Source organism: Streptomyces sp. NPDC025784, from assembly GCF_055558435.1.
Genome location: NZ_JBVHMN010000015.1, coordinates 229,211 through 247,231, shown reverse-complemented (window position 1 = coordinate 247,231; position 18,021 = coordinate 229,211). Strand labels below are relative to the sequence as shown.

17 protein-coding genes are annotated in these 18,021 nt (G+C 72.0%); 6 read left to right on the top strand and 11 right to left on the bottom strand.

What is annotated here, in order from left to right; translation table 11 throughout:
* Positions 1–220 precede the first annotated feature (220 nt).
* From ACZ4IF_RS30590 to ACZ4IF_RS30555, 8 genes are all read right to left on the bottom strand, one after another.
* Entirely contained in the window at positions 221–637 is a 417-nt protein-coding gene (locus ACZ4IF_RS30590; RefSeq protein WP_467568533.1) for a PTS-dependent dihydroxyacetone kinase phosphotransferase subunit DhaM, read from the bottom strand.
* Positions 630–1,229: a dihydroxyacetone kinase subunit DhaL gene (gene dhaL, locus ACZ4IF_RS30585; RefSeq protein WP_467568531.1), complete on the bottom strand. Its 600-nt coding sequence runs from the start codon at positions 1,227–1,229 to the stop codon at positions 630–632. Before dhaL ends, ACZ4IF_RS30590 begins: the two co-directional genes overlap by 8 nt.
* Before the next feature lie 354 nt (positions 1,230–1,583).
* The gene (dhaK, locus tag ACZ4IF_RS30580) at positions 1,584–2,576 is read right to left on the bottom strand and encodes a dihydroxyacetone kinase subunit DhaK (RefSeq protein ID WP_467568529.1); all 993 of its coding nucleotides are present in this window, start codon (positions 2,574–2,576) and stop codon (positions 1,584–1,586) included.
* 495 nt (positions 2,577–3,071) lie between these two features.
* Entirely contained in the window at positions 3,072–4,091 is a 1,020-nt protein-coding gene (locus ACZ4IF_RS30575; protein WP_467568527.1) for a Gfo/Idh/MocA family protein, read from the bottom strand.
* Between the two features lie 25 nt (positions 4,092–4,116).
* Complete coding sequence (locus tag ACZ4IF_RS30570; protein WP_467568525.1) at positions 4,117–5,019, bottom strand: sugar phosphate isomerase/epimerase family protein; 903 nt, start codon at positions 5,017–5,019, stop codon at positions 4,117–4,119.
* A gap of 1 nt (position 5,020) precedes the next feature.
* Positions 5,021–5,941 carry an ATP-binding cassette domain-containing protein gene (locus ACZ4IF_RS30565; RefSeq protein WP_467568523.1) on the bottom strand — a complete coding sequence of 307 codons (921 nt, stop codon included), beginning with the start codon at positions 5,939–5,941 and terminating at the stop codon, positions 5,021–5,023.
* Between the two features lie 8 nt (positions 5,942–5,949).
* A complete protein-coding gene (locus ACZ4IF_RS30560) occupies positions 5,950–7,026 on the bottom strand; it encodes an ABC transporter permease (RefSeq protein ID WP_467568521.1) in 1,077 nt (358 codons plus the stop codon).
* On the bottom strand, positions 7,026–8,045 hold the full coding sequence (locus tag ACZ4IF_RS30555) for a sugar ABC transporter substrate-binding protein (protein ID WP_359490559.1): 1,020 nt from the start codon (positions 8,043–8,045) through the stop codon (positions 7,026–7,028). The genes ACZ4IF_RS30560 and ACZ4IF_RS30555 overlap by 1 nt, the downstream gene beginning before the upstream one ends.
* A gap of 293 nt (positions 8,046–8,338) precedes the next feature.
* Here ACZ4IF_RS30555 and iolC point away from each other — a divergent pair, with 293 nt between their 5' ends.
* The 5 genes from iolC (at position 8,339) to ACZ4IF_RS30530 (ending at position 14,074) form a co-directional block, all read left to right on the top strand.
* Positions 8,339–9,295, top strand: coding sequence for a 5-dehydro-2-deoxygluconokinase (iolC, locus tag ACZ4IF_RS30550; RefSeq protein ID WP_467568518.1), 957 nt, complete (start codon positions 8,339–8,341; stop codon positions 9,293–9,295).
* A 28-nt stretch (positions 9,296–9,323) separates the two neighbouring features.
* Entirely contained in the window at positions 9,324–10,202 is an 879-nt protein-coding gene (locus ACZ4IF_RS30545; RefSeq protein ID WP_359490555.1) for a Cgl0159 family (beta/alpha)8-fold protein, read from the top strand.
* Between the two features lie 227 nt (positions 10,203–10,429).
* Positions 10,430–11,341, top strand: coding sequence for a 5-deoxy-glucuronate isomerase (gene iolB / locus ACZ4IF_RS30540; protein ID WP_467568515.1), 912 nt, complete (start codon positions 10,430–10,432; stop codon positions 11,339–11,341).
* Positions 11,338–13,212 carry a 3D-(3,5/4)-trihydroxycyclohexane-1,2-dione acylhydrolase (decyclizing) gene (iolD, locus tag ACZ4IF_RS30535; protein WP_467568512.1) on the top strand — a complete coding sequence of 625 codons (1,875 nt, stop codon included), beginning with the start codon at positions 11,338–11,340 and terminating at the stop codon, positions 13,210–13,212. The genes iolB and iolD overlap by 4 nt, the downstream gene beginning before the upstream one ends.
* 61 nt (positions 13,213–13,273) lie before the next feature.
* Entirely contained in the window at positions 13,274–14,074 is an 801-nt protein-coding gene (locus tag ACZ4IF_RS30530; protein WP_467568510.1) for a GntR family transcriptional regulator, read from the top strand.
* Between the two features lie 144 nt (positions 14,075–14,218).
* Here the strand turns inward: ACZ4IF_RS30530 and ACZ4IF_RS30525 are convergent, their stop codons facing one another.
* Positions 14,219–14,578 (bottom strand): DUF6204 family protein, encoded by a 360-nt coding sequence (locus ACZ4IF_RS30525; protein WP_467568508.1) that lies wholly within the window; start codon positions 14,576–14,578, stop codon positions 14,219–14,221.
* A gap of 119 nt (positions 14,579–14,697) precedes the next feature.
* Positions 14,698–15,852, bottom strand: coding sequence for a Gfo/Idh/MocA family protein (locus ACZ4IF_RS30520; protein ID WP_467568505.1), 1,155 nt, complete (start codon positions 15,850–15,852; stop codon positions 14,698–14,700).
* Positions 15,853–15,974: 122 nt separating this feature from the next.
* Here ACZ4IF_RS30520 and ACZ4IF_RS30515 point away from each other — a divergent pair, with 122 nt between their 5' ends.
* The gene (locus ACZ4IF_RS30515; protein WP_359490543.1) at positions 15,975–16,979 is read left to right on the top strand and encodes a LacI family DNA-binding transcriptional regulator; all 1,005 of its coding nucleotides are present in this window, start codon (positions 15,975–15,977) and stop codon (positions 16,977–16,979) included.
* Here ACZ4IF_RS30515 and ACZ4IF_RS30510 read toward each other — a convergent pair.
* Positions 16,966–17,991: a Gfo/Idh/MocA family oxidoreductase gene (locus ACZ4IF_RS30510; protein ID WP_467568502.1), complete on the bottom strand. Its 1,026-nt coding sequence runs from the start codon at positions 17,989–17,991 to the stop codon at positions 16,966–16,968. The genes ACZ4IF_RS30515 and ACZ4IF_RS30510 overlap by 14 nt on opposite strands.
* Positions 17,992–18,021 lie beyond the last annotated feature (30 nt).

Below are 18,021 nucleotides of genomic sequence, written 5' to 3'. Positions count from 1 at the left end.
GGCGGGGGGGCCCCCCCCCCCCCGCCCCCCCCCCCCCCCCCCCCCCCGCCCCCCCCCCCCCCCCCCCCCCCCCCCGGGGGGGCGCCGCCCCCCCCGGCGGGGGGGGGGGGCCCCCCCCCCCCCCCCCCCCGCCCCGGCTGGAGGGACGCCCGGGGCGCGTCGACGGACCGGCTGGAGGGACGCCGGGAGGCCGGGGCCGAGCGTGAGACGCCCCGGTCGGTCAGGTCTTCCGGTAGCTGTACGCCTCCGCGGCCGCCGCCTCGACCGCGTCCAGATCCCCGCCCGCCGACGCCGTGACCACCGCGGCGACCGCGCCCTCGACGAAGGGGGCGTCGACGAGACGCGCCCCGTCGGGGAGCTCGTCGCCCTCGGCGAGCAGGGCCTTGACGGTCAGGACCGCACTGCCGAGGTCGGTGAGGACGGCGATCCCCGCGCCCCGGTCCACGGCGGCGGCAGCGGCGGCGATCAGTTCCGCACTCGTGCCGAGACCCCCGTCGGGGGTGCCGCCGGCGGGGGCGACGGGAGCGGTCGTGCCGCCGCCCGCGAGCCCCTTCGCCAGCTCGGCGACGGACGTGGCGACGGCCGCGCTGTGGGAGACGAGCACGATCCCTACGAGCTTCTCCGCCGTGTCACTCATCTGCCGCCTCCACGAGTGCCCCGATCAGCAATGCCGAGGACGTGGCGCCCGGGTCCTGGTGCCCGATGCTGCGCTCGCCCAGATAGCTCGCCCGGCCCTTGCGTGCCTGCAACGGCGTGGTCGCGACCGCGCCCTCGTCGGCGGCGGCCTTCGCCGCGGCGAACGACTCGGAGAGGGCGTCGACCGCCGGCACCAGCGCGTCGATCATGGTCTTGTCGCCGGGTGTGGCGCCGCCCAGCGCCATGACCGCGTCGACGCCGGCCCGCAGCGCCTGGGCGAGCTGCTCCTCGCTGACCTCGACGGCGTCCCCCAGCTCTTTGCCGGTCTTGCGCAGCAGGCTGCCGTACAACGGTCCGCTGGCTCCGCCGACCGTCGAGATGAGCTGCCGTCCGGCGAGTACGAGGACGGCGCCGGGCGTGGCCGGCGCTTCCTTCTCCAGGGCGGCTCTCACGGAGTTGAACCCGCGCTGGAGGTTGCTGCCGTGGTCGGCGTCACCGATCGGGGAGTCCAGGTCGGTGAGCCGCTGCGCCTCGCGGTCCACCGACGCGGCGGTCGCCGTCATCCAACGGCGGAAGAAGTCGACGTCGAGCACGGAGTCTCCTTGCCTGGTACGTACATTGACTGCGCCGATGTATGCGGGTGCGGGTGCGGGTGCGGGTGCGGGTGCGGGTGCGGGTGCGGGTGCGGGTGCCGGAGCGGGGCGCGGCGGCGTGGCCGGGCGTTGACCGCGTGATGAGGCGGTCGGTCGGTGGCCGGACCTCGACGGCGCTTCGGCTGTGAATCGAGCTCACAACGTCTCGCCGTCCTACCGTCCCGCCACCTCCGCCCAGCTCCATGTGGACCGGTTTCACAAGGTTTCGACGGCTCTCTCCGGCCCGCTGGTGACCGCCGCCGACCGGGCCCACCGAACCGCCCCTGCCTCCGTCCGACTGCCCGTTGACCGGGTTCACACGCCCCAGCGCAGTCCTGGCGTATTCACCGGTGCGTCCCACAGCCGCAGCAGCTCCTCGTCGACCTGGCACAGCGTCACCGAGGCGCCGGCCATGTCCAGCGAGGTGACGTAGTTGCCGACCAGTGTGCGCGCGACGGGCACGCCCCGCTCGCTCAGCACCCGCTGCACCTCCGCGTTGAAGCCGTACAGCTCGATCAGCGGGGTCGCGCCCATGCCGTTCACCAGGACCAGCACGGGATTGCGCGGTTCGAGGTCCTCCAGGACCGCGTGCACCGAGAAGTCGGCGATCTCCCGCGAGGTCATCATCGCCCGCCGTTCCCGGCCCGGCTCGCCGTGGATGCCCACGCCCAGCTCCAGCTCCCCGGGCGGCAGGTCGAAGGTGGGACTGCCCTTGGCGGGGGTCGTGCAGGCACTGAGGGCCACGCCGAAGCTGCGGGAGTTCTCGTTGACCTGCCGGGCGATCGACTGGACGCGCTCCAGCGGCGCGCCCTCGTCGGCCGCGGCGCCCGCGATCTTCTCCACGAACAGGGTCGCCCCGGTACCGCGTCGTCCGGCCGTGTAGAGGCTGTCGGTGACCGCGACGTCGTCGTTGACGAGAACCTTCGCGACCTGGATGCCCTCGTCCTCGGCGAGCTCCGCGGCCATGTCGAAGTTGAGGACGTCGCCCGTGTAGTTCTTGACGATGAACAGCACGCCGGCGCCGCTGTCCACGGCTGCCGCGGCACGCACCATCTGGTCCGGCACCGGTGAGGTGAAGACCTCGCCCGGACAGGCGGCCGAGAGCATCCCGGGACCCACGAAACCACCGTGGAGCGGCTCGTGCCCCGAGCCGCCGCCGGAGACGAGGCCGACCTTGCCGGCCACGGGGGCGTCCCGCCGTACGATCACCCGGTTCTCGACGTCCACCGTCAGCTCCGGGTGCGCTGCCGCCATGCCCCTCAGCGCGTCCGCGACCACCGTCTCCGCCACGTTGATGAGCATCTTCATGGAAACCTCCTGGTGGGCCTGGCAGCTGTGCCTCCGACGGGTGTCTGCCCAGTTCGGAGGAGCCGGCGGTGGTGTGTGGTCTGGGTGCTTCGAGGCGTCGGGAAGCGGACCGCGGCGGGGCTGACGCCGATCTGCCGCCGGCGGCGGTGCACGGCCGCCGGACGGGGGAGCGCTGAGGACGGGCTGAATCGACAGTCCATGGCCAATCGGCAGTCCATAGTCAGAAGTATCGGCGCTCGCCTGGTGATGGTCACGTGGGCGGACGCTTCCGGTGCCGACGAGTCGTGTTCGGCCCCGCCGGCTGCGCGCGGGGCGAGGACGGAGCGCCGGTGTCACCGGGGCCGCCCGCAGGCGCGGACGACGAGCGGTGTCACCGCGCCGCGTACGCCTGATCGGCCAGTGCCCGAGCGGCGCCCCCGGTACCGCGACCGGTCGTCCCGTACCGGGAAGGCCGCGAGAACCGTCGGGGCGGCCGCCGGCTGGACGGCCGCCGGTTCAGCGGTACAGCGCGGGCCGGTCGATCAGCTCGACCTCCGTCCGGCGGCCTTCCGCCTGGGCACGCACCCCCGCCTCGCAGACGGCCGCCGCCGCGTAGCCGTCCCAGCTGCTGGGGCCGGTGACCTCGCCGCGCAGAGTGGCGTCGACCCAGGCCTGCACCTCACGGTCGTAGGCGTCCACGAAGCGCTCCACGAAGTCGGGGGCGATGGAACCGCCCCACCGTCCGGCCGTGTTGATCAGCATCCCGTGGGCCTCGCCGATGCGTGCCGTGCCGTTCTCGCAGACCGCCTCGGCCTGCACCTGGTAGCCGAAGCGGCAGTTCGCGTAGATCTCCACGTCGACCAGGACGCCCCCGTCCGTCTCGAACACGACGAACTGCGGGTCGGACAGGCCCTCGGGCGCGTTGCCCGAGGGCCTCGGCTTCATCACCGTGATCGCGGTGATCTCCTGGTCCAGCAGCCAGCGGGCGACGTCCATCTCGTGCACGACGGAGTCGTTGATGAGCATCTGCTCGGTGAAGTACGGCAGCACGTCGGCGTTGCGGTGCCGGTTGTGCAGCATCAGCGGCCGGCCCAGCTCACCGCTGTCCAGCAGCGCCTTGAGCCTCAGGTACTCGGCGTCGTAGCGCCGCATGAACCCGACCTGGACCCGCCGGTGGCCGAGCCGCTGTTCGGCCTCCATGACCCGCAGCGCCGACGCCGCGTCCGGGGTGAGCGGCTTCTCGCACAGCACCGGCAGGTCGTGTTCGAAGGCGGTGAGGAGAGCCGCCTCGTGCGCGGGCCCGGGGGAGGCGACGATCACGGCGTCGACGTCGTCCGCGGCCAGCGCGGCGGCCGGGTCGGTGTACGCGGTGCAGCCGGCGATGCCGTCGGCGAGCTGCTTGGCCCGCTCGGCGTCGATGTCCACGACGGCGCTCACCCGCGCCCCACTGGTCACCTCGGAGATGCGGCGCACGTGGTCGGCGCCCATCCGGCCGGTGCCGATGACGGCGACCCCGAGGGTTGCGTGCTGGGTCATGGTGGTCGGTGGTCCCTTCCGGTGGTCAGGCGCCGCAGGAGCGCAGGAACGCGCGGGTGCGGACGGCGATGGGCAGCGGCTTGTCCGGCTCGCAGGGGTACATGTCCTGCTCGACGATGGCGAACAGGTCGACGCCCAGTCGCTGCGCGGCGTCCAGCACCGGCTCCAGATCCGGTACGCCCTCGGGGGGTTCGCACATCACACCGCGCTGCACGGCGGGACCGAACGGTACCTCGTTCTCGACGACGTCGGCGAGGACGGCGGGGTCCACCTGCTTGAGGTGGAGGTAGCCGATGCGTTCACCGTAGGTCTCGATGAGCTTGACGCTGTCGCCGCCGCAGTAGGCGTAGTGCCCGGTGTCCAGGCACAGGTTGACGAGGTCGGAGTCGGTGGAGTCGAGGAAGCGCTCGACGTGGGCCTCGGTGTCGATGTGGGTGTCCGCGTGCGGGTGGACGACGATGTCGAGACCGTACGTCTCCCTGACTTCGTGACCGAGCCGTTCCATGCCCTTCGTCAGATGGGCCCACTGCTCGGCGGTCAGCTCCCGTGGTTCGAGGAGCTCGGCGGTCTTGTCGTCGCGCCAGAAGGAGGGGATGACCACCAGGTGCCGGGCGCCCATGGCGCGGGTGAGCGCGGCGACCTGGCCGACGTGCTCCCAGGTGGCGTCCCACACGGTCGGCCCGTGGTGCAGGGAGGTGAAGACCGTCCCGGCCGACACCCGCAGGTCGCGCGCGGTCACCTCGTCGGCGAGCCGGGCCGGGTCGGTCGGCAGATAGCCGTAGGGGCCGAGCTCGATCCAGGAGTAGCCCGCCTCGGCGACCTCGTCCAGGAAGCGTTCCCAGGGCACCTGGTGCGGGTCGTCGCGGAACCAGACGCCCCAGGAGTCCGGGGCCGAGCCGACCCGGATGCGGTCCAGGGCTTGGGTCATGTCAGGAGGTCCCTTCCGGAGTGGCCGGTACGGGGGCGGCGGCCTGGAGGTCCTCGGCTTCCGGGAGCCCCTCGACGTCGACGCCGCGTACCTGCGCCAGTTCGTGCTTGAGTGCGGCGAGTTCGGCGCCGCCCGCCATGTGGTTGGTGAGCTCCTCCAGGCCCACCTCGTCGCGGTCCGCGCTGAGCTCCATGGTGCCGAGCCGCAGGACGCTGAAGTGGTCACCGACCATGTAGGCGTGGTGCGGGTTGTGGGTGATGAAGATGACGCCGAGTCCGCGGTCGCGGGCGGCGGCGATGTACTTGAGGACGACGCCGGACTGCTTGACGCCGAGCGCCGCGGTCGGCTCGTCGAGGATGAGCACGCGGGCGCCGAAGTAGACGGCGCGGGCGATCGCCACGGACTGGCGCTGGCCGCCGGACAGTGTGCCGATGGGCTGGTCCAGGTCGTCCAGGACGATGCCCATGTTGCGCAGTTCCTGGTCGGCGGTCCGCTTCATCCGCGCGATGTCGAGGCGCCGTACCGGCCAGGGGCCGCGGGTCATCTCGGAGCCCAGGAAGAAGTTCCGCCAGACCGGCATGAGCGGCACGGTGGCGAGGTCCTGGTAGACGGTGGCGATGCCGGCGTCGAGTGCCTCGCGCGGGCTGCCGAAGCGGACCGGCCGCCCGTCGACGAGGAACTCGCCCTCGGTGTGCTGGTGCAGTCCGGAGATGATCTTGATGAGGGTGGACTTGCCTGCGCCGTTGTCGCCGAGGACGCAGGTGACCTGGCCCGGGCGGACGGTGAGGGAGACACCGTGCAGGGCGCGGATGTTGCCGTACGACTTCCCGGCGGCGCGGAGTTCGACGATCGGGCCGGTGCCGTCGTCGGCCGGTGTGTCCTGGAGTACGGAGCCGGAGGGGCCGGAACCTTCGGTGGTCATGAGTCGGTTCACCTCCGGGTCGCCGTGCGGCGGACCCACAGATTGACGAGCGTGGCGCCGAGCAGCATCACGCCGAGGAAGGCCTTGAACCAGTCGGGGTTCCAACCGGCGTAGACGATGCCCTGGTTCACCATGCCGAACATGAAGGCGCCGAAGACCGGGCCGATCGCGGAGCCGTAGCCGCCGGTGAGCAGGCAGCCGCCGATCACCGCGGCGGCGATGTAGATCAGCTCCTGGCCGACGCCCTCGCCCGACTGCACGGTGTTGAAGGAGAACAGCTGGTGCATGCCCACGAACCAGGCGCCGAAGCCCACGGTCATGAACAGCGTGATCTTGGTGAAGGTCACCGGCACGCCGACCGCGCGGGCGCTCTCCTGGTTGCCGCCGACCGCGAAGATCCAGTTGCCGTACTTGGTGCGGAGCAGCACCCAGGTGGCGAGCGCGGCGAAGACCAGCCACCAGACGATGGTGATCTTCACCTGGACGCCGCCGACGTCGAAGGACGAGGCGAAGATCTTCCGTGCCTGGCCGAAGCCGTCCATGTTGCTGATGTCGTCGGTGGCCACGTTACCGGTCACCAGTTTGGTGATCGCGAGGTTCACGCCCTGCAGGATCAGGAAGGTGCCGAGGGTGACGAGGAAGCTCGGCAGCCCGGTGCGGACCATCATCCAGCCGTTGAACGCGCCGACCGCCAGTGACACCACGAGGGCGGTGATCACGCCGGCCCAGACGTTCATGGTCAGCTGGTAGCTGAGCATGCTCGCGGTGAGCGCCGAGGTGATCACGGCGACGCCGGAGGACAGGTCGAACTCGCCGCCGATCATCAGCAGGGCCACCGGCAGGGCCATGATGCCGATCGTCGACGACTGGTAGAGCACGGTCGCCATCGAGCTGCCGGAGCGGACCGACGGCGCCGCCGCGAGGAAGAAGACGAACACGGCGACCGCGCCGAGGAAGACGCCGACCTCGGGGCGGGCGAGCAGCCTGAGCGCCAGGGGGCGTTGCGCCGTCCGCCCGTCGGTCTCCTTGGGGCCGGGGGCCGGCGGTGTGGTCACCGCCGGCTCAGCCTGTTGGGCCATGCTCATCACCGGGTGCCCTTCGAGGCGAACTTGGCGACGGCGTCGACGTTGCTCTTGTCGACGAAGGCCGGGCCGGTCAGGGTCGGCTGCTCACCGCCGCCGCTGTAGTTGCCGTTGTTCTTGTAGAGCCAGAGGGAGTCGATCGCCAGATAGCCCTGGAGGTAGGGCTGCTGGTCGACGGCGAACTGGATGGTGCCCTTGCCGATGGCCGTGGTCAGGTCCTTGTTGAGGTCGAAGGTGGCGATCTTCGCCTTGCTGCCGGCGTCGCCCACCGACTGCACGGCGGTCAGCGCGAAGGGGGCGCCGAGGGCGACGACGTAGTCGATGGCCTTGTCCTGCTTGAGCTTCGCGGTGATCGTCGATTTCACGGACGGCATGTCGGTGCCGTTGACGTAGAGCGTCTCCGTCGTGCCGCTGAACGTCTTCTTCACGCCGTCGCAGCGCTGGGTCAGACCGATGTTGCCCTGCTCCTGGATCACGCAGACGGCCTTCTTGGCGCCTTCCGCGTTGAGCTTGTTGCCGAGCGCCTCGCCCGCCACCGTCTCGTCCTGGCCGAAGAACGACATCAGGCCCAGCTTCTTCCAGTCGCTGACACCGGAGTTGAGCCCGACCACGGGTATTCCCGCCGACTTCGCCCTGCCCACGACGTTCTTCATGGCGTCCGGCTTGGCGAGGGTGATGGCGATGCCGTCGACCTTCTGGTCGATCGCGTTCTGGACGAAGTTGGCCTGGTTGCCCGCGTTCGGGTCCGCGGAGTAGACGAGCTTGATGTTGTCCTTGGCGGCCGCGGCCTCCGCACCCTTGCGGACGATGTCCCAGAACGTGTCGCCGGGGGCCTGGTGCGTGACCAGCGCGACCGTCATCTGGGGCGTGTTGGCCTTGCCGGCCGACCCGTTGGCGCTGCTCTCCTCCGCCTTCTTGCCGCCCGAGCTGCTGGAACAGCCGGCGACCAGGAGGGCGGATGCCGCCGCCACCGCTACGAGCGGGGCGATTCTGCGGGAACGGGCGTGAAACGTGCGGTCCATCTTTCCAGCACCTCACTGTGCGACGGGGGAAAGGGAAGGGGACGGCGCGGGGCGCAAGACCCAGCGGGGCCCGGACCGAGGGGTCCGGGTCGTGTGGTGGTGCCGCGGCTGCTTCGTTGGGACGGGATACAAGTCCCTGTTGCACCCGCCTGTCAATACTTTGTTAAGACATCATTTCAGGAGCAGGTCCGAATGTCCGTACATACTCTTGACAGGGGAGAACGGAGGGTCCTACACCTAAGAGGCATCGGGCGCCCCGTCGGCCCGCATCCCACGCATCAGGAGCGTCACGCATGCCTGAGTCCGCTGATTCCTTCGACCTCATCACCATGGGACGCATCGGCGTCGATCTCTACCCCCTGCAGACGGGTGTTCCACTCGCGCAGGTCGAGTCCTTCGGAAAGTTCCTCGGCGGCTCCGCGTCCAACGTCGCGGTCGCCGCCGCACGGCTCGGCCGGAGCACCGCGGTGATCACCCGCACCGGTCAGGACCCCTTCGGCGGCTACCTGCACCAGGCGCTCAAGGAGTTCGGCGTCGACGACCGCTGGGTCACACCGGTGGACGCGTACCCCACACCGGTCACGTTCTGCGAGATCTTCCCGCCCGACGACTTCCCGCTGTACTTCTACCGGCAGCCCAAGGCACCGGACCTGGAGATCCGCACCGACGAACTGGACTTCTTCGCCATCCGCGCGGCACGCGTCTTCTGGATCACCGGCACCGGCCTCAGCGAGGAGCCCAGCCGCTCGGCCACGCTCGCCGCGCTCAAAGCGCGCGGCAAGTCGGGGATCACCGTGTTCGACCTCGACTGGCGTCCCATGTTCTGGAAGGACCCCGACTCCGCGCGCCCGTACTACGCCGAGGCCCTGCGCCACTCCACCGTGGCCGTAGGCAATCTCGACGAGTGCGAGATCGCCACCGGCGTCCGGGAACCTCGCGCCTGCGCCCAGGCGTTGCTCGACGCGGGCGTCGAACTCGCCGTCGTCAAACAGGGCCCGGAGGGAGTCCTCGCCGTCCACGGCGACGGCACCGTCGCCGAGGTCCCGCCCGTACCCGTCGAGGTCGTCAACGGCCTCGGCGCGGGAGACGCGTTCGGCGGCTCGCTCTGCCACGGCCTGCTGGCCGGCCTGCCGTTGGAGAAGACCATCCGGTACGCCAACGCGGCCGGCGCGATCGTCGCGTCCCGGCTCGCCTGCTCCTCCGCCATGCCCACCGAGTCCGAGGTCGAGGACCTTCTCGCGCGCGGCTGACCGAGGCCACCCCCGAACGGAGCCCGACTTGAGTATCAGCATCCCCGACCTCGTCACGGTGCGCGCCCGGCACCCGGAGGCCGTCGCCGAGGCGGCCGCCCGCCGTGTCCGCCGCCCGCTCATCGGCGACAGCGGCCGGCTGATGATCGTCGCCGCCGACCACCCCGCCCGCGGCGCGCTCGGCGTCGGCGGTCACCGGCTCGCCATGGCGAACCGCGCGGACCTCCTCGAACGCCTCTGCGTCGCGCTGTCACGGCCCGGCGTGGACGGAGTGCTCGGCACCGCCGACATCCTGGAGGACCTGCTGCTCCTCGGCGTCCTGGACGGAAAGGTCGTGATGGGCTCCATGAACCGCGGCGGGCTCGCCGGAGCGTCCTTCGAGATGGACGACCGCTTCACCGGCCACCGCGCCGAGGACATCGAACGGCTCCGCTTCGACGCCGGCAAGCTCCTGCTGCGCATCGACCACGACGACCCGGGATCGCTGGAGACCCTGGAGAGCACCGCCCGTGCCGTCGACGACATGGCGGCCCGCCGACTCCCGCTGTTCGTCGAGCCGTTCGTCTCGCGCCGGGTGGACGGCACGGTCCGCAACGACCTCGGCGCCGAGGCCGTCACCCGTTCCATAGCCATCGCCTCGGGGCTCGGCGGCACCTCCGCCTACACCTGGCTCAAACTCCCGGTCACCACCGACCCCGACGACATGGCCCAGGTACTGGAGACGTCCACCCTGCCCGCGGTACTGCTCGGCGGAGACGTGGCCGGGGACCAGGAAGGCGCCTACGAGAGATGGCGCAAGGCCCTGCGGCTGCCCACCGTCCAGGGCATGGTCGTCGGCCGGTCGCTGCTGTATCCCGCCGAGGGCAGCGTGGAGACCGCGGTGGACACGGCGGTCGGGCTGCTCTGAACCTCCTCGCGGCAGCCTCCCGTCGGCCCTGCGCGGCAGTCGCTGCCTGAACTCCGCCCAGGAACAACCCGTTTGATGCCCTGCGCACGAGTCACTCGCCCGGTCCCGTGGATGAGCGCCACACGCCCGGTCCCGTGGGCGAGACGCCGGCCCGGTCCGGCGCACGAGCCACCCGTACGAACCCCTTGCCCGAGCCATCCGCCCAACCCCCTTGCAGGAGCTGCCCGATGACCACCGCGCACCATCTTCCCGCGGGCAAGGCCGCGACCGGCGCCTACGCCGTGGACGTGAACCCCGAGTCGGCGGGCTGGGGCCACTCCAGCCTGCGCGTGCTGGAACTGCCGCCCGGCGGCACGCACGGCCTCGACACCGGCGACAGCGAGTGGATCGTGCTGCCGCTGTCCGGCGGGTGCACCGTCTCCGTCGACGGCGAAACGTTCCCCTTGACCGGCCGGGCCGATGTCTTCAGCGGCGTCACCGACTTCGCGTACGTGCCTCGCGACGCCCGCGTCTCGATCGTCTCCGAGGGCGGCGGACGGTTCGCGCTCACCGGTGCCCGCTGCACCCGCCGGCTGCCCGCACGGTACGGCCCCGCCTCGAACGTGCCGGTCGAACTGCGCGGCAGCGGCACCTGCTCCCGGCAGGTCAACAACTTCGCCGCCGCGGCCCCCGCCGGAGCCGGCCCGGAGTACGGATTCGAGTGCGACAGCCTCATCGCGGTCGAGGTGATCACCCCCGGCGGCAACTGGTCCTCCTTCCCTCCGCACAAGCACGACGAGCACCGGCCGGGCACCGAGTCCGAACTGGAGGAGATCTACTACTTCGAGTTCGCCGGCCACCGGGGCACGCCGGGCCTCGGCTACCACCGCGTCTCGCCCTCCGGACACGGACGCGGGACGGACGTGCTCGCCGAGGTCCGCGACGGGGACGTCGTCCTCGTCCCGGACGGCTGGCACGGACCGTCCATGGCCGTGCCGGGCCACCACATGTACTACCTGAACGTCATGGCGGGACCCGGCACCGAGCGCGCCTGGCTGATCTGCGACCACCCCGACCACGCCTGGATCCGCGACACCTGGCCCGAGCAGCCCGTAGACCCACGACTGCCCCTCTACACCGCCCCGGAGAGGTCCCGATGAGCCCCACCACGCGCCGCCTGACGACCGCCCAGGCCCTGGTGCGCTTCCTGTCCGTCCAGTACAGCGAGCGCGACGGCGTACGCCATCGGCTGATCGCCGGCACCTGGGGCATCTTCGGACACGGCAACGTGGCCGGCATCGGCCAGGCCCTCCTGGAGGCCGGCGAGGACACCATGCCCTTCCACCAGGGGCGCAACGAGCAGGCCATGGTGCACGCTGCCGTCGCCCACGCCCGCCAGCTCAACCGGCTCTCCGCCCAGGCCGTCACCACCTCGATCGGCCCCGGCGCCACCAACCTTGTCACCGGCGCGGCCCTCGCGACGATCAACCGGCTGCCCGTACTGCTCCTGCCGGGCGACTACTTCGCCGCCCGCTCCGCCGATCCACTGCTCCAGCAGCTGGAACACCCCGTCGAGGCCGACGTCTCCGTCAACGACACACTGCGCCCGGTCTCCCGCTACTTCGACCGGATCACGCGCCCGGAGGCACTGATCCCGTCCGTGCTGAGCGCCATGCGGGTCCTGGCCGACCCCGCCGAGACCGGCGCCGTCACGCTCGCGCTGCCCCAGGACGTCCAAGCGGAGGCCCACGACTGGCCCGAGGCGTTCTTCGCGGAACGCGTGTGGCCGGTACGCCGTCCCGCGCCCGACCCGGCCGAACTCGCCGAGGCCGTACGGGCGATCCGCGCCGCCCGGCGCCCCCTCCTCGTCGCGGGCGGGGGAGTGCACCACAGCGAGGCCGAGGACGCCCTCCTGGCGTTCGCCGACGCCACCGGAGTCCCGGTCGCCTCCACCCAGGCCGGCAAGGGATCGCTGCGCCACGACCACCCCGCCGACCTCGGCGGCATCGGCCACACCGGCACCGCCGTCTGCGACGCCGTCGCGCGCACCGCCGACCTGGTCATCGGCGTCGGCACCCGCTACAGCGACTTCACCACCGCGTCCCGGACGCTGTTCCAGCATCCCGCCGTCCGTTTCGTCAACCTCAACATCACCGGCCTCGACGCCCACAAGCTCGCCGCCCGGCCCCTGGTGGCCGACGCGCGCACCGGCCTGGAGGCGCTGACCGCGGCCCTCGCCGGGCACCGCGTCGACCCCGCGTACGAGGCCGAGTACCGCGAGGGCAAAAGCCGTTGGGAGGAGATCGTCGAGGGGGCCTTCCACGCGCCGGACGAGCACGCGGTCCCGACCCAGACACAGGTCCTCGGCGTCCTGGACTCCGTCGTCGGCGATGACGACGTGATCGTCAACGCGGCCGGATCACTGCCCGGTGACCTCCACAAACTGTGGCGGGCCCGCGGCCCGCGCCAGTACCACCTGGAGTACGGCTACTCCTGCATGGGCTACGAGATCCCGGCCGCCGTCGGAGTCCAGCAGGCCGCGCCGGACACCCCGGTCTGGGCACTGGTCGGCGACGGCACGTACCTGATGATGCCCACCGAGATCGTCACCGCCGTCCAGGAGCACCTGCCCGTCAACCTGGTGCTGATCCAGAATCACGGATATGCCTCCATCGGAGGCCTGTCCGAGGAGACCGGCGGCGAACGCTTCGGAACCGCCTACCGCTACCGCGCCCCCGACGGCACCTTCTCCGGCGACCCGCTCCCGGTGGACCTCGCCGCCAACGCAGCCAGCCTCGGCATGGACGTCCTCCGCGCCAAGACCGTGGGCGAACTCCGCCACGCCCTCGCCGAAGCGCGCGGATCGCAGCGGCCGACCTGCGTGTACGTCGAGACCGACCCGGCGCCCACCGCCCCGGCGGCCGAGGCCTGGTGGGACGTGCCCGTCGCGGAGGTCGCCTCGCGCGAACCCGCCGTGCGCGCCCGTGAACGCTACGACCGTCGGGTCGCCGACCGTCGGCACCACCTCTGAACTCCCCGCCGCCCAAGGGCCCCGCACCGGGGCCCGGTGGACCGACCGTCAGGAGGACACGATGCCAAGGGGGCGAACCCGGCAGGCCGCCGGATCCCCGCGGGCGGCGACCGCCGTCCCACCCGCGGACCTCGACTTCACGCTCGACCGGAACAGTCCCGTGCCGCTCTACTACCAGCTCGCACGGCAGTTGGAGGCGGCGATCCAGCGGGGCACACCGGCCGCCGGAAGCCTGCTCGGGAACGAGGTCGAACTCGCGGGACGCCTCGGCCTGTCCCGGCCCACCGTCCGCCAGGCCATCCAGACCCTGGTCGACAAGGGACTCCTGGTCCGCCGGCGCGGCGTGGGCACACAGGTCGTGCACAGCCAGGTGAAGCGCCCGCTGGAACTCACCAGCCTCTACGACGATCTGGAGAGCGCGGGTCAGCGCCCCACGACCCTCGTCCTGCACAACGCGGTCGAGTCGGCGGACGCCGAGGTCGCCGCCGCCCTCGGCATCGCGGAGGGCGGCGGAGTCCACCGTCTGGAACGAGTGCGCCTCACCCACGGGCGGCCCGTGGCCGTCCTGTGCAACCACATCCCCGAGGGACTCCTGGACCTCGACACCGCCCGGCTGGAGTCGACCGGGCTGTACCGCATGATGCGTGCCGCCGGCATCACCCTGCACAGCGCCCGCCAGTCGGTCGGTGCCCGCTCGGCCGGCGACGGCGAAGCGGAACGCCTGGACGAACCGGCGGGCGCGGCCCTGCTCACCATGCGGCGCACGGCGTACGACGACACCGGCCGCGCGGTCGAGTACGGCACCCACATCTACCGCGCCTCGGGGTACGCCTTCGAGTTCCAGTTGCTCGTCCGGCCCTGAGCACGGAACGCCGGGAGGCACCGGACGCGGAGCACGGTGGCAGGCGAACGGGCGGCCGGCGCGCGTGGCTATCCGTCCGGCACCGGACACGGGGGACTGCGCGGGGTGGTGCGACGCCGTACGCCCGGGGCCGCGGAGCCGGGCTCAGACGCCCTTGCGGGCGGCCTCACGGCGCTGCCGCTTGCCCAGCGGCGCCTGGGACAGGTCCTCGGCCTGCGACCTGAGGTTCTTGTGGCCGTATCCGCGTTCGTCGAGCCATGCCCTCGCGGCTTCCTCGGCGCGTTCGGTCGCCTCCAGGATGTCCTCCTCGGCCTCCCCCGAGTCGAGGAAGCGGAAGGTGAAGGCGGGGCGTGCGGCGATGTCGTAGCTGAGGTGACCCTCGGGGGTGAACGCCGCGCGCAGGACGTCGTGCTCGGCGGCCCGTGCCAGGAGTTCGGCCCGCTGGTCGGTGCCGAGCCTGTCGAAGACACCGCGAACGGTGATGCGGAAGGTGCGCGTACTCATGACGCGACCCTAATCACCGCTGCCGTCGTCGCTCCAACGGGTTTTCGCGGACGCGAGGTGCCCGCTCCTCCTGGGGCCCTCTTCGGGAGGCGCAGCCCCCCTGCCCCGCAGGGATCCGGTCAGGCGAGGGTCACCCAGGCGCCCCGCTCGGCGGAGCGTGCCATCGCGTCGAGTGTCTCCGCGCTGTGCACCGCGTCGTCGAGGGTCGCCCCGTACGGAGTGCCGTCCTCGACGGACCGCAGGAAGTGGTGCGCCTCGATGACCTTGAGGTCGTCGTAGCCCATGCTGTTGGCCGCGCCCGGCTGGAAGGCGGCGTACTCGCCGTGTCCGGGACCCACGTACACCGTGCTGACCGGCTGGTCCTGGTAGGCCGTGCCCCGGCTGACCGCGAGTTCGCCCATGCGGCGGAAGTCCCAGAACACCGCGCCCCGGGTGCCGTGCACCTCGAAGCCGTAGTTGTTCTGCTCGCCCACCGAGACCCGGCACGCCTCCAGCACGCCCCGGGCGCCGGAGGCGAAGCGCAGCAGACAGCTGACGTAGTCCTCGTTCTCCACGGTGCCGAGTTCGCCGCCCGTCGCGCGCGCGTGGCCGGCCGTGGCCCCCGCCGGACGCGCCCGTCGCGGCAGGAAGACCGCGGTGTCCGCGGTGAGCGCCTCGATCTCGCCGAGCAGGTGCCGGGCCAGGTCCACGCCGTGCGAGGCCAGGTCGCCCAGGACGCCGCTGCCGCCGCGCTCCCTCTCGTAGCGCCAGGTCAGCGCCCCCTCAGGGTGTGCGGCGTAGTCGCTGAGGAGCCGGATGCGGACATGGGTGACGGCGCCGATCTCGCCGGAGGAGATCAGTTCGCGGGCGGCGGCGACGGCGGGCGCGTTGCGGTAGTTGAAGCCGACGGTGCCCTGCACCCCCGCCTTGGCCGCCGCCTGCGACACCGCGCGGGCGTCCGCGGCGGTGAGCCCCACCGGTTTCTCGATCCAGATGTGCTTGCCGGCCTCGGCCATGGCCACGCCGATCTCTCGGTGCAGGAAGTTCGGCGCGGCGATGCTCACCGCCTCGACGCGCGGGTCGGCGGCGACCGTACGCCAGTCGCGGGTGCCCGTGGCGAAGCCGTACCGCGCGGCCGCCTCCTCGGCGCGGCCCGGCACCTCGTCCGCCACGGCGACCAGTTCGGGCCGCAGCGTGAGACCGGGGAAATGGTGCGGCACGCGTGCGTAGGCCTGGGTGTGCACCCGTCCCATCCAGCCGAACCCCACGACCGCAACGCCGAGCGTACGCACCATGACTGCCCCTCTTTGGACCGGTCCAAAACCCTTCCGGCCTCACACTGAGCTCCATCAGTGCACGTGTCAACCCTCCTGCCACCCTTTGACAAGCTCGACACCGCTGTGGAACGGTCCAGACCATGAGAGCGCCGACGATCCGTGACGTCGCCGAGCGGGCCGGGGTGTCGAAGTCGCTGGTCTCCCTCGTGCTGCGCGGCTCCGACCAGGTCCGCGAGGAGAAGCGGCAGGCCGTGCTGGCCGCCGTCGAGGAACTCGGCTACCGCACCAACGCCGCGGCCCGCAGCCTCAGCGAGCGCCGCACCCGCACCGTCGGCGTGCTGCTCAACGACATGCGCAACCCCTGGTTCGTCGAACTGCTCGACGGCCTGAACTCCCGGCTGCACGACTCGGGTCTGCACACGCTGCTCGCCGACGGTCATCTCAACCGGCGCCTCGGCGAGGACCTCACCCGCACGTTCATGGACCTGCGCGTCGACGGCCTGATCGCCGTCGGCACCCTCCCGCCCTCCGAGGCGCTGCGGGCCGCGGCGGCGCGGGTCCCCACGGTGGTGGCCGGTGCACGGGAACCCGAACTGCCCGGCGTGGACATCGTCGCCAACGACGACGAGCGCGGCGCCCGGCTCGCCACCGAGCACCTCCTCGGCCTCGGACACCACCGCGTCGCCCACATCGCGGGGGAAGGGACGGTCGGTGAACTGCGCCGCCGCAGCTTCGAGACCGTCATGCGCGAGCACGGGCTCGACCGGGAGGCGGTCGTGGAGCAGGGCGACCTGACGGAGGAGGGTGGCTACCGGGCCATGGTCCGGCTGCTCGCGGCACGCGAACGGCCCACCGCCGTCTTCGCGTTCAACGACATGGCCTGCGTCGGCGCACTCTCGGCCGCCGAGGAGCTCGGCCTCCAGGTGCCCCGCGACCTCTCCCTCGTCGGCTACGACAACACCTACCTCGCGCGCCTGCGGCACCTGTGGCTCACCACCGTGGACAACGCCGGCCACGACGTCGGCCGCCGCGCCGCGCAGCGCCTGCTCGACCGGATCGCCGATCCGGCCCGCCCCGCGTCGCTCGTCCTCGCCGACCCCGTGCTCGAAGTCCGGGGCACGACCGCGCGGGTCAGTCGCTCTTGAGCTCGTCGAGCCGGACGGGTCCCCGGACGGAGACCGACCGGACCGCCGCCAGGGCGATGGCGAGGGCGGCGCGCGCGTCCTCGCCGGTGACCGCCGGGGTGCCCCCGCGGCGGACGCAGTCGGTGAAGTCGGCGATCTCCGCCACGTACGCGTCGTGGAAGAGGTCCTGGTCGTAGCCGACGCACTCGGCGGTGAGGCCCCGCGGGCCGTAGCCGGTCAGGTGGGTACGGCGCAGGTCGCCCATGGTGAGCATGCCGGCCGATCCGAAGACCTCACCGCGCACGTCGTAGCCGTACACCGCCTGGAAACTGGCCTCGGCGGTGGCGAGGGCGCCGTTGTCGAAGCGGATGGTGACGAGGGCGGTGTCGAGCAGACCGCGTTCCTTGAAATCGGGGCGCACCAGCGCGTCCGCCAGCGCGAAGACCTCGACCGCCTCGGCCCCCGGGTTGAGATGACGCAGGGTGTCGAAGTCGTGGATGAGGGTCTCCAGGAAGATCGTCCACGGCGGGACGGGCGCCGGATCGGCGAGCTTCGGATCGCGGGTGAGCGAGCGGAGCAGCTGCGGGGTGCCGATGCCGCCCTCCGCGATCCTGTCGTGGGCGGCACGGAAGCCCTTGTCGTAGCGGCGGTTGAAGCCGACCTGAAGAGGCACGCCCGCCTCGCGGGCCGCGGCCGTCGCACGGTCGGCCTCGGCGAGTGTGACGGCCATCGGCTTCTCGCAGTAGACGGCCTTGCCCGCGCGGGCCGACGCCACGACCAGATCGGCGTGCGTGCGCGCCGGAGCGGCCAGCACCACGGCCTCGATCCGCGGGTCGGCGAGCAGCCCCGCGATCTCGGTGTACGTCGTCGTACAGCCGAGCCGGTCGGCCAGGCGTCGGGCGGCGCCGGGTGCCGGGTCGGCGACCGCGGCGAGGCGGACGCCGGGCAGTCGGTGGGCGAGGGTCTCGGCGTGGAAGGCGCCCATCCGGCCGGCGCCCACGAGGCCGACGGCGAGGGGCTGTTGCGTGGTCATACGGCATCTCCGTACGTCGGTTGGCGATTC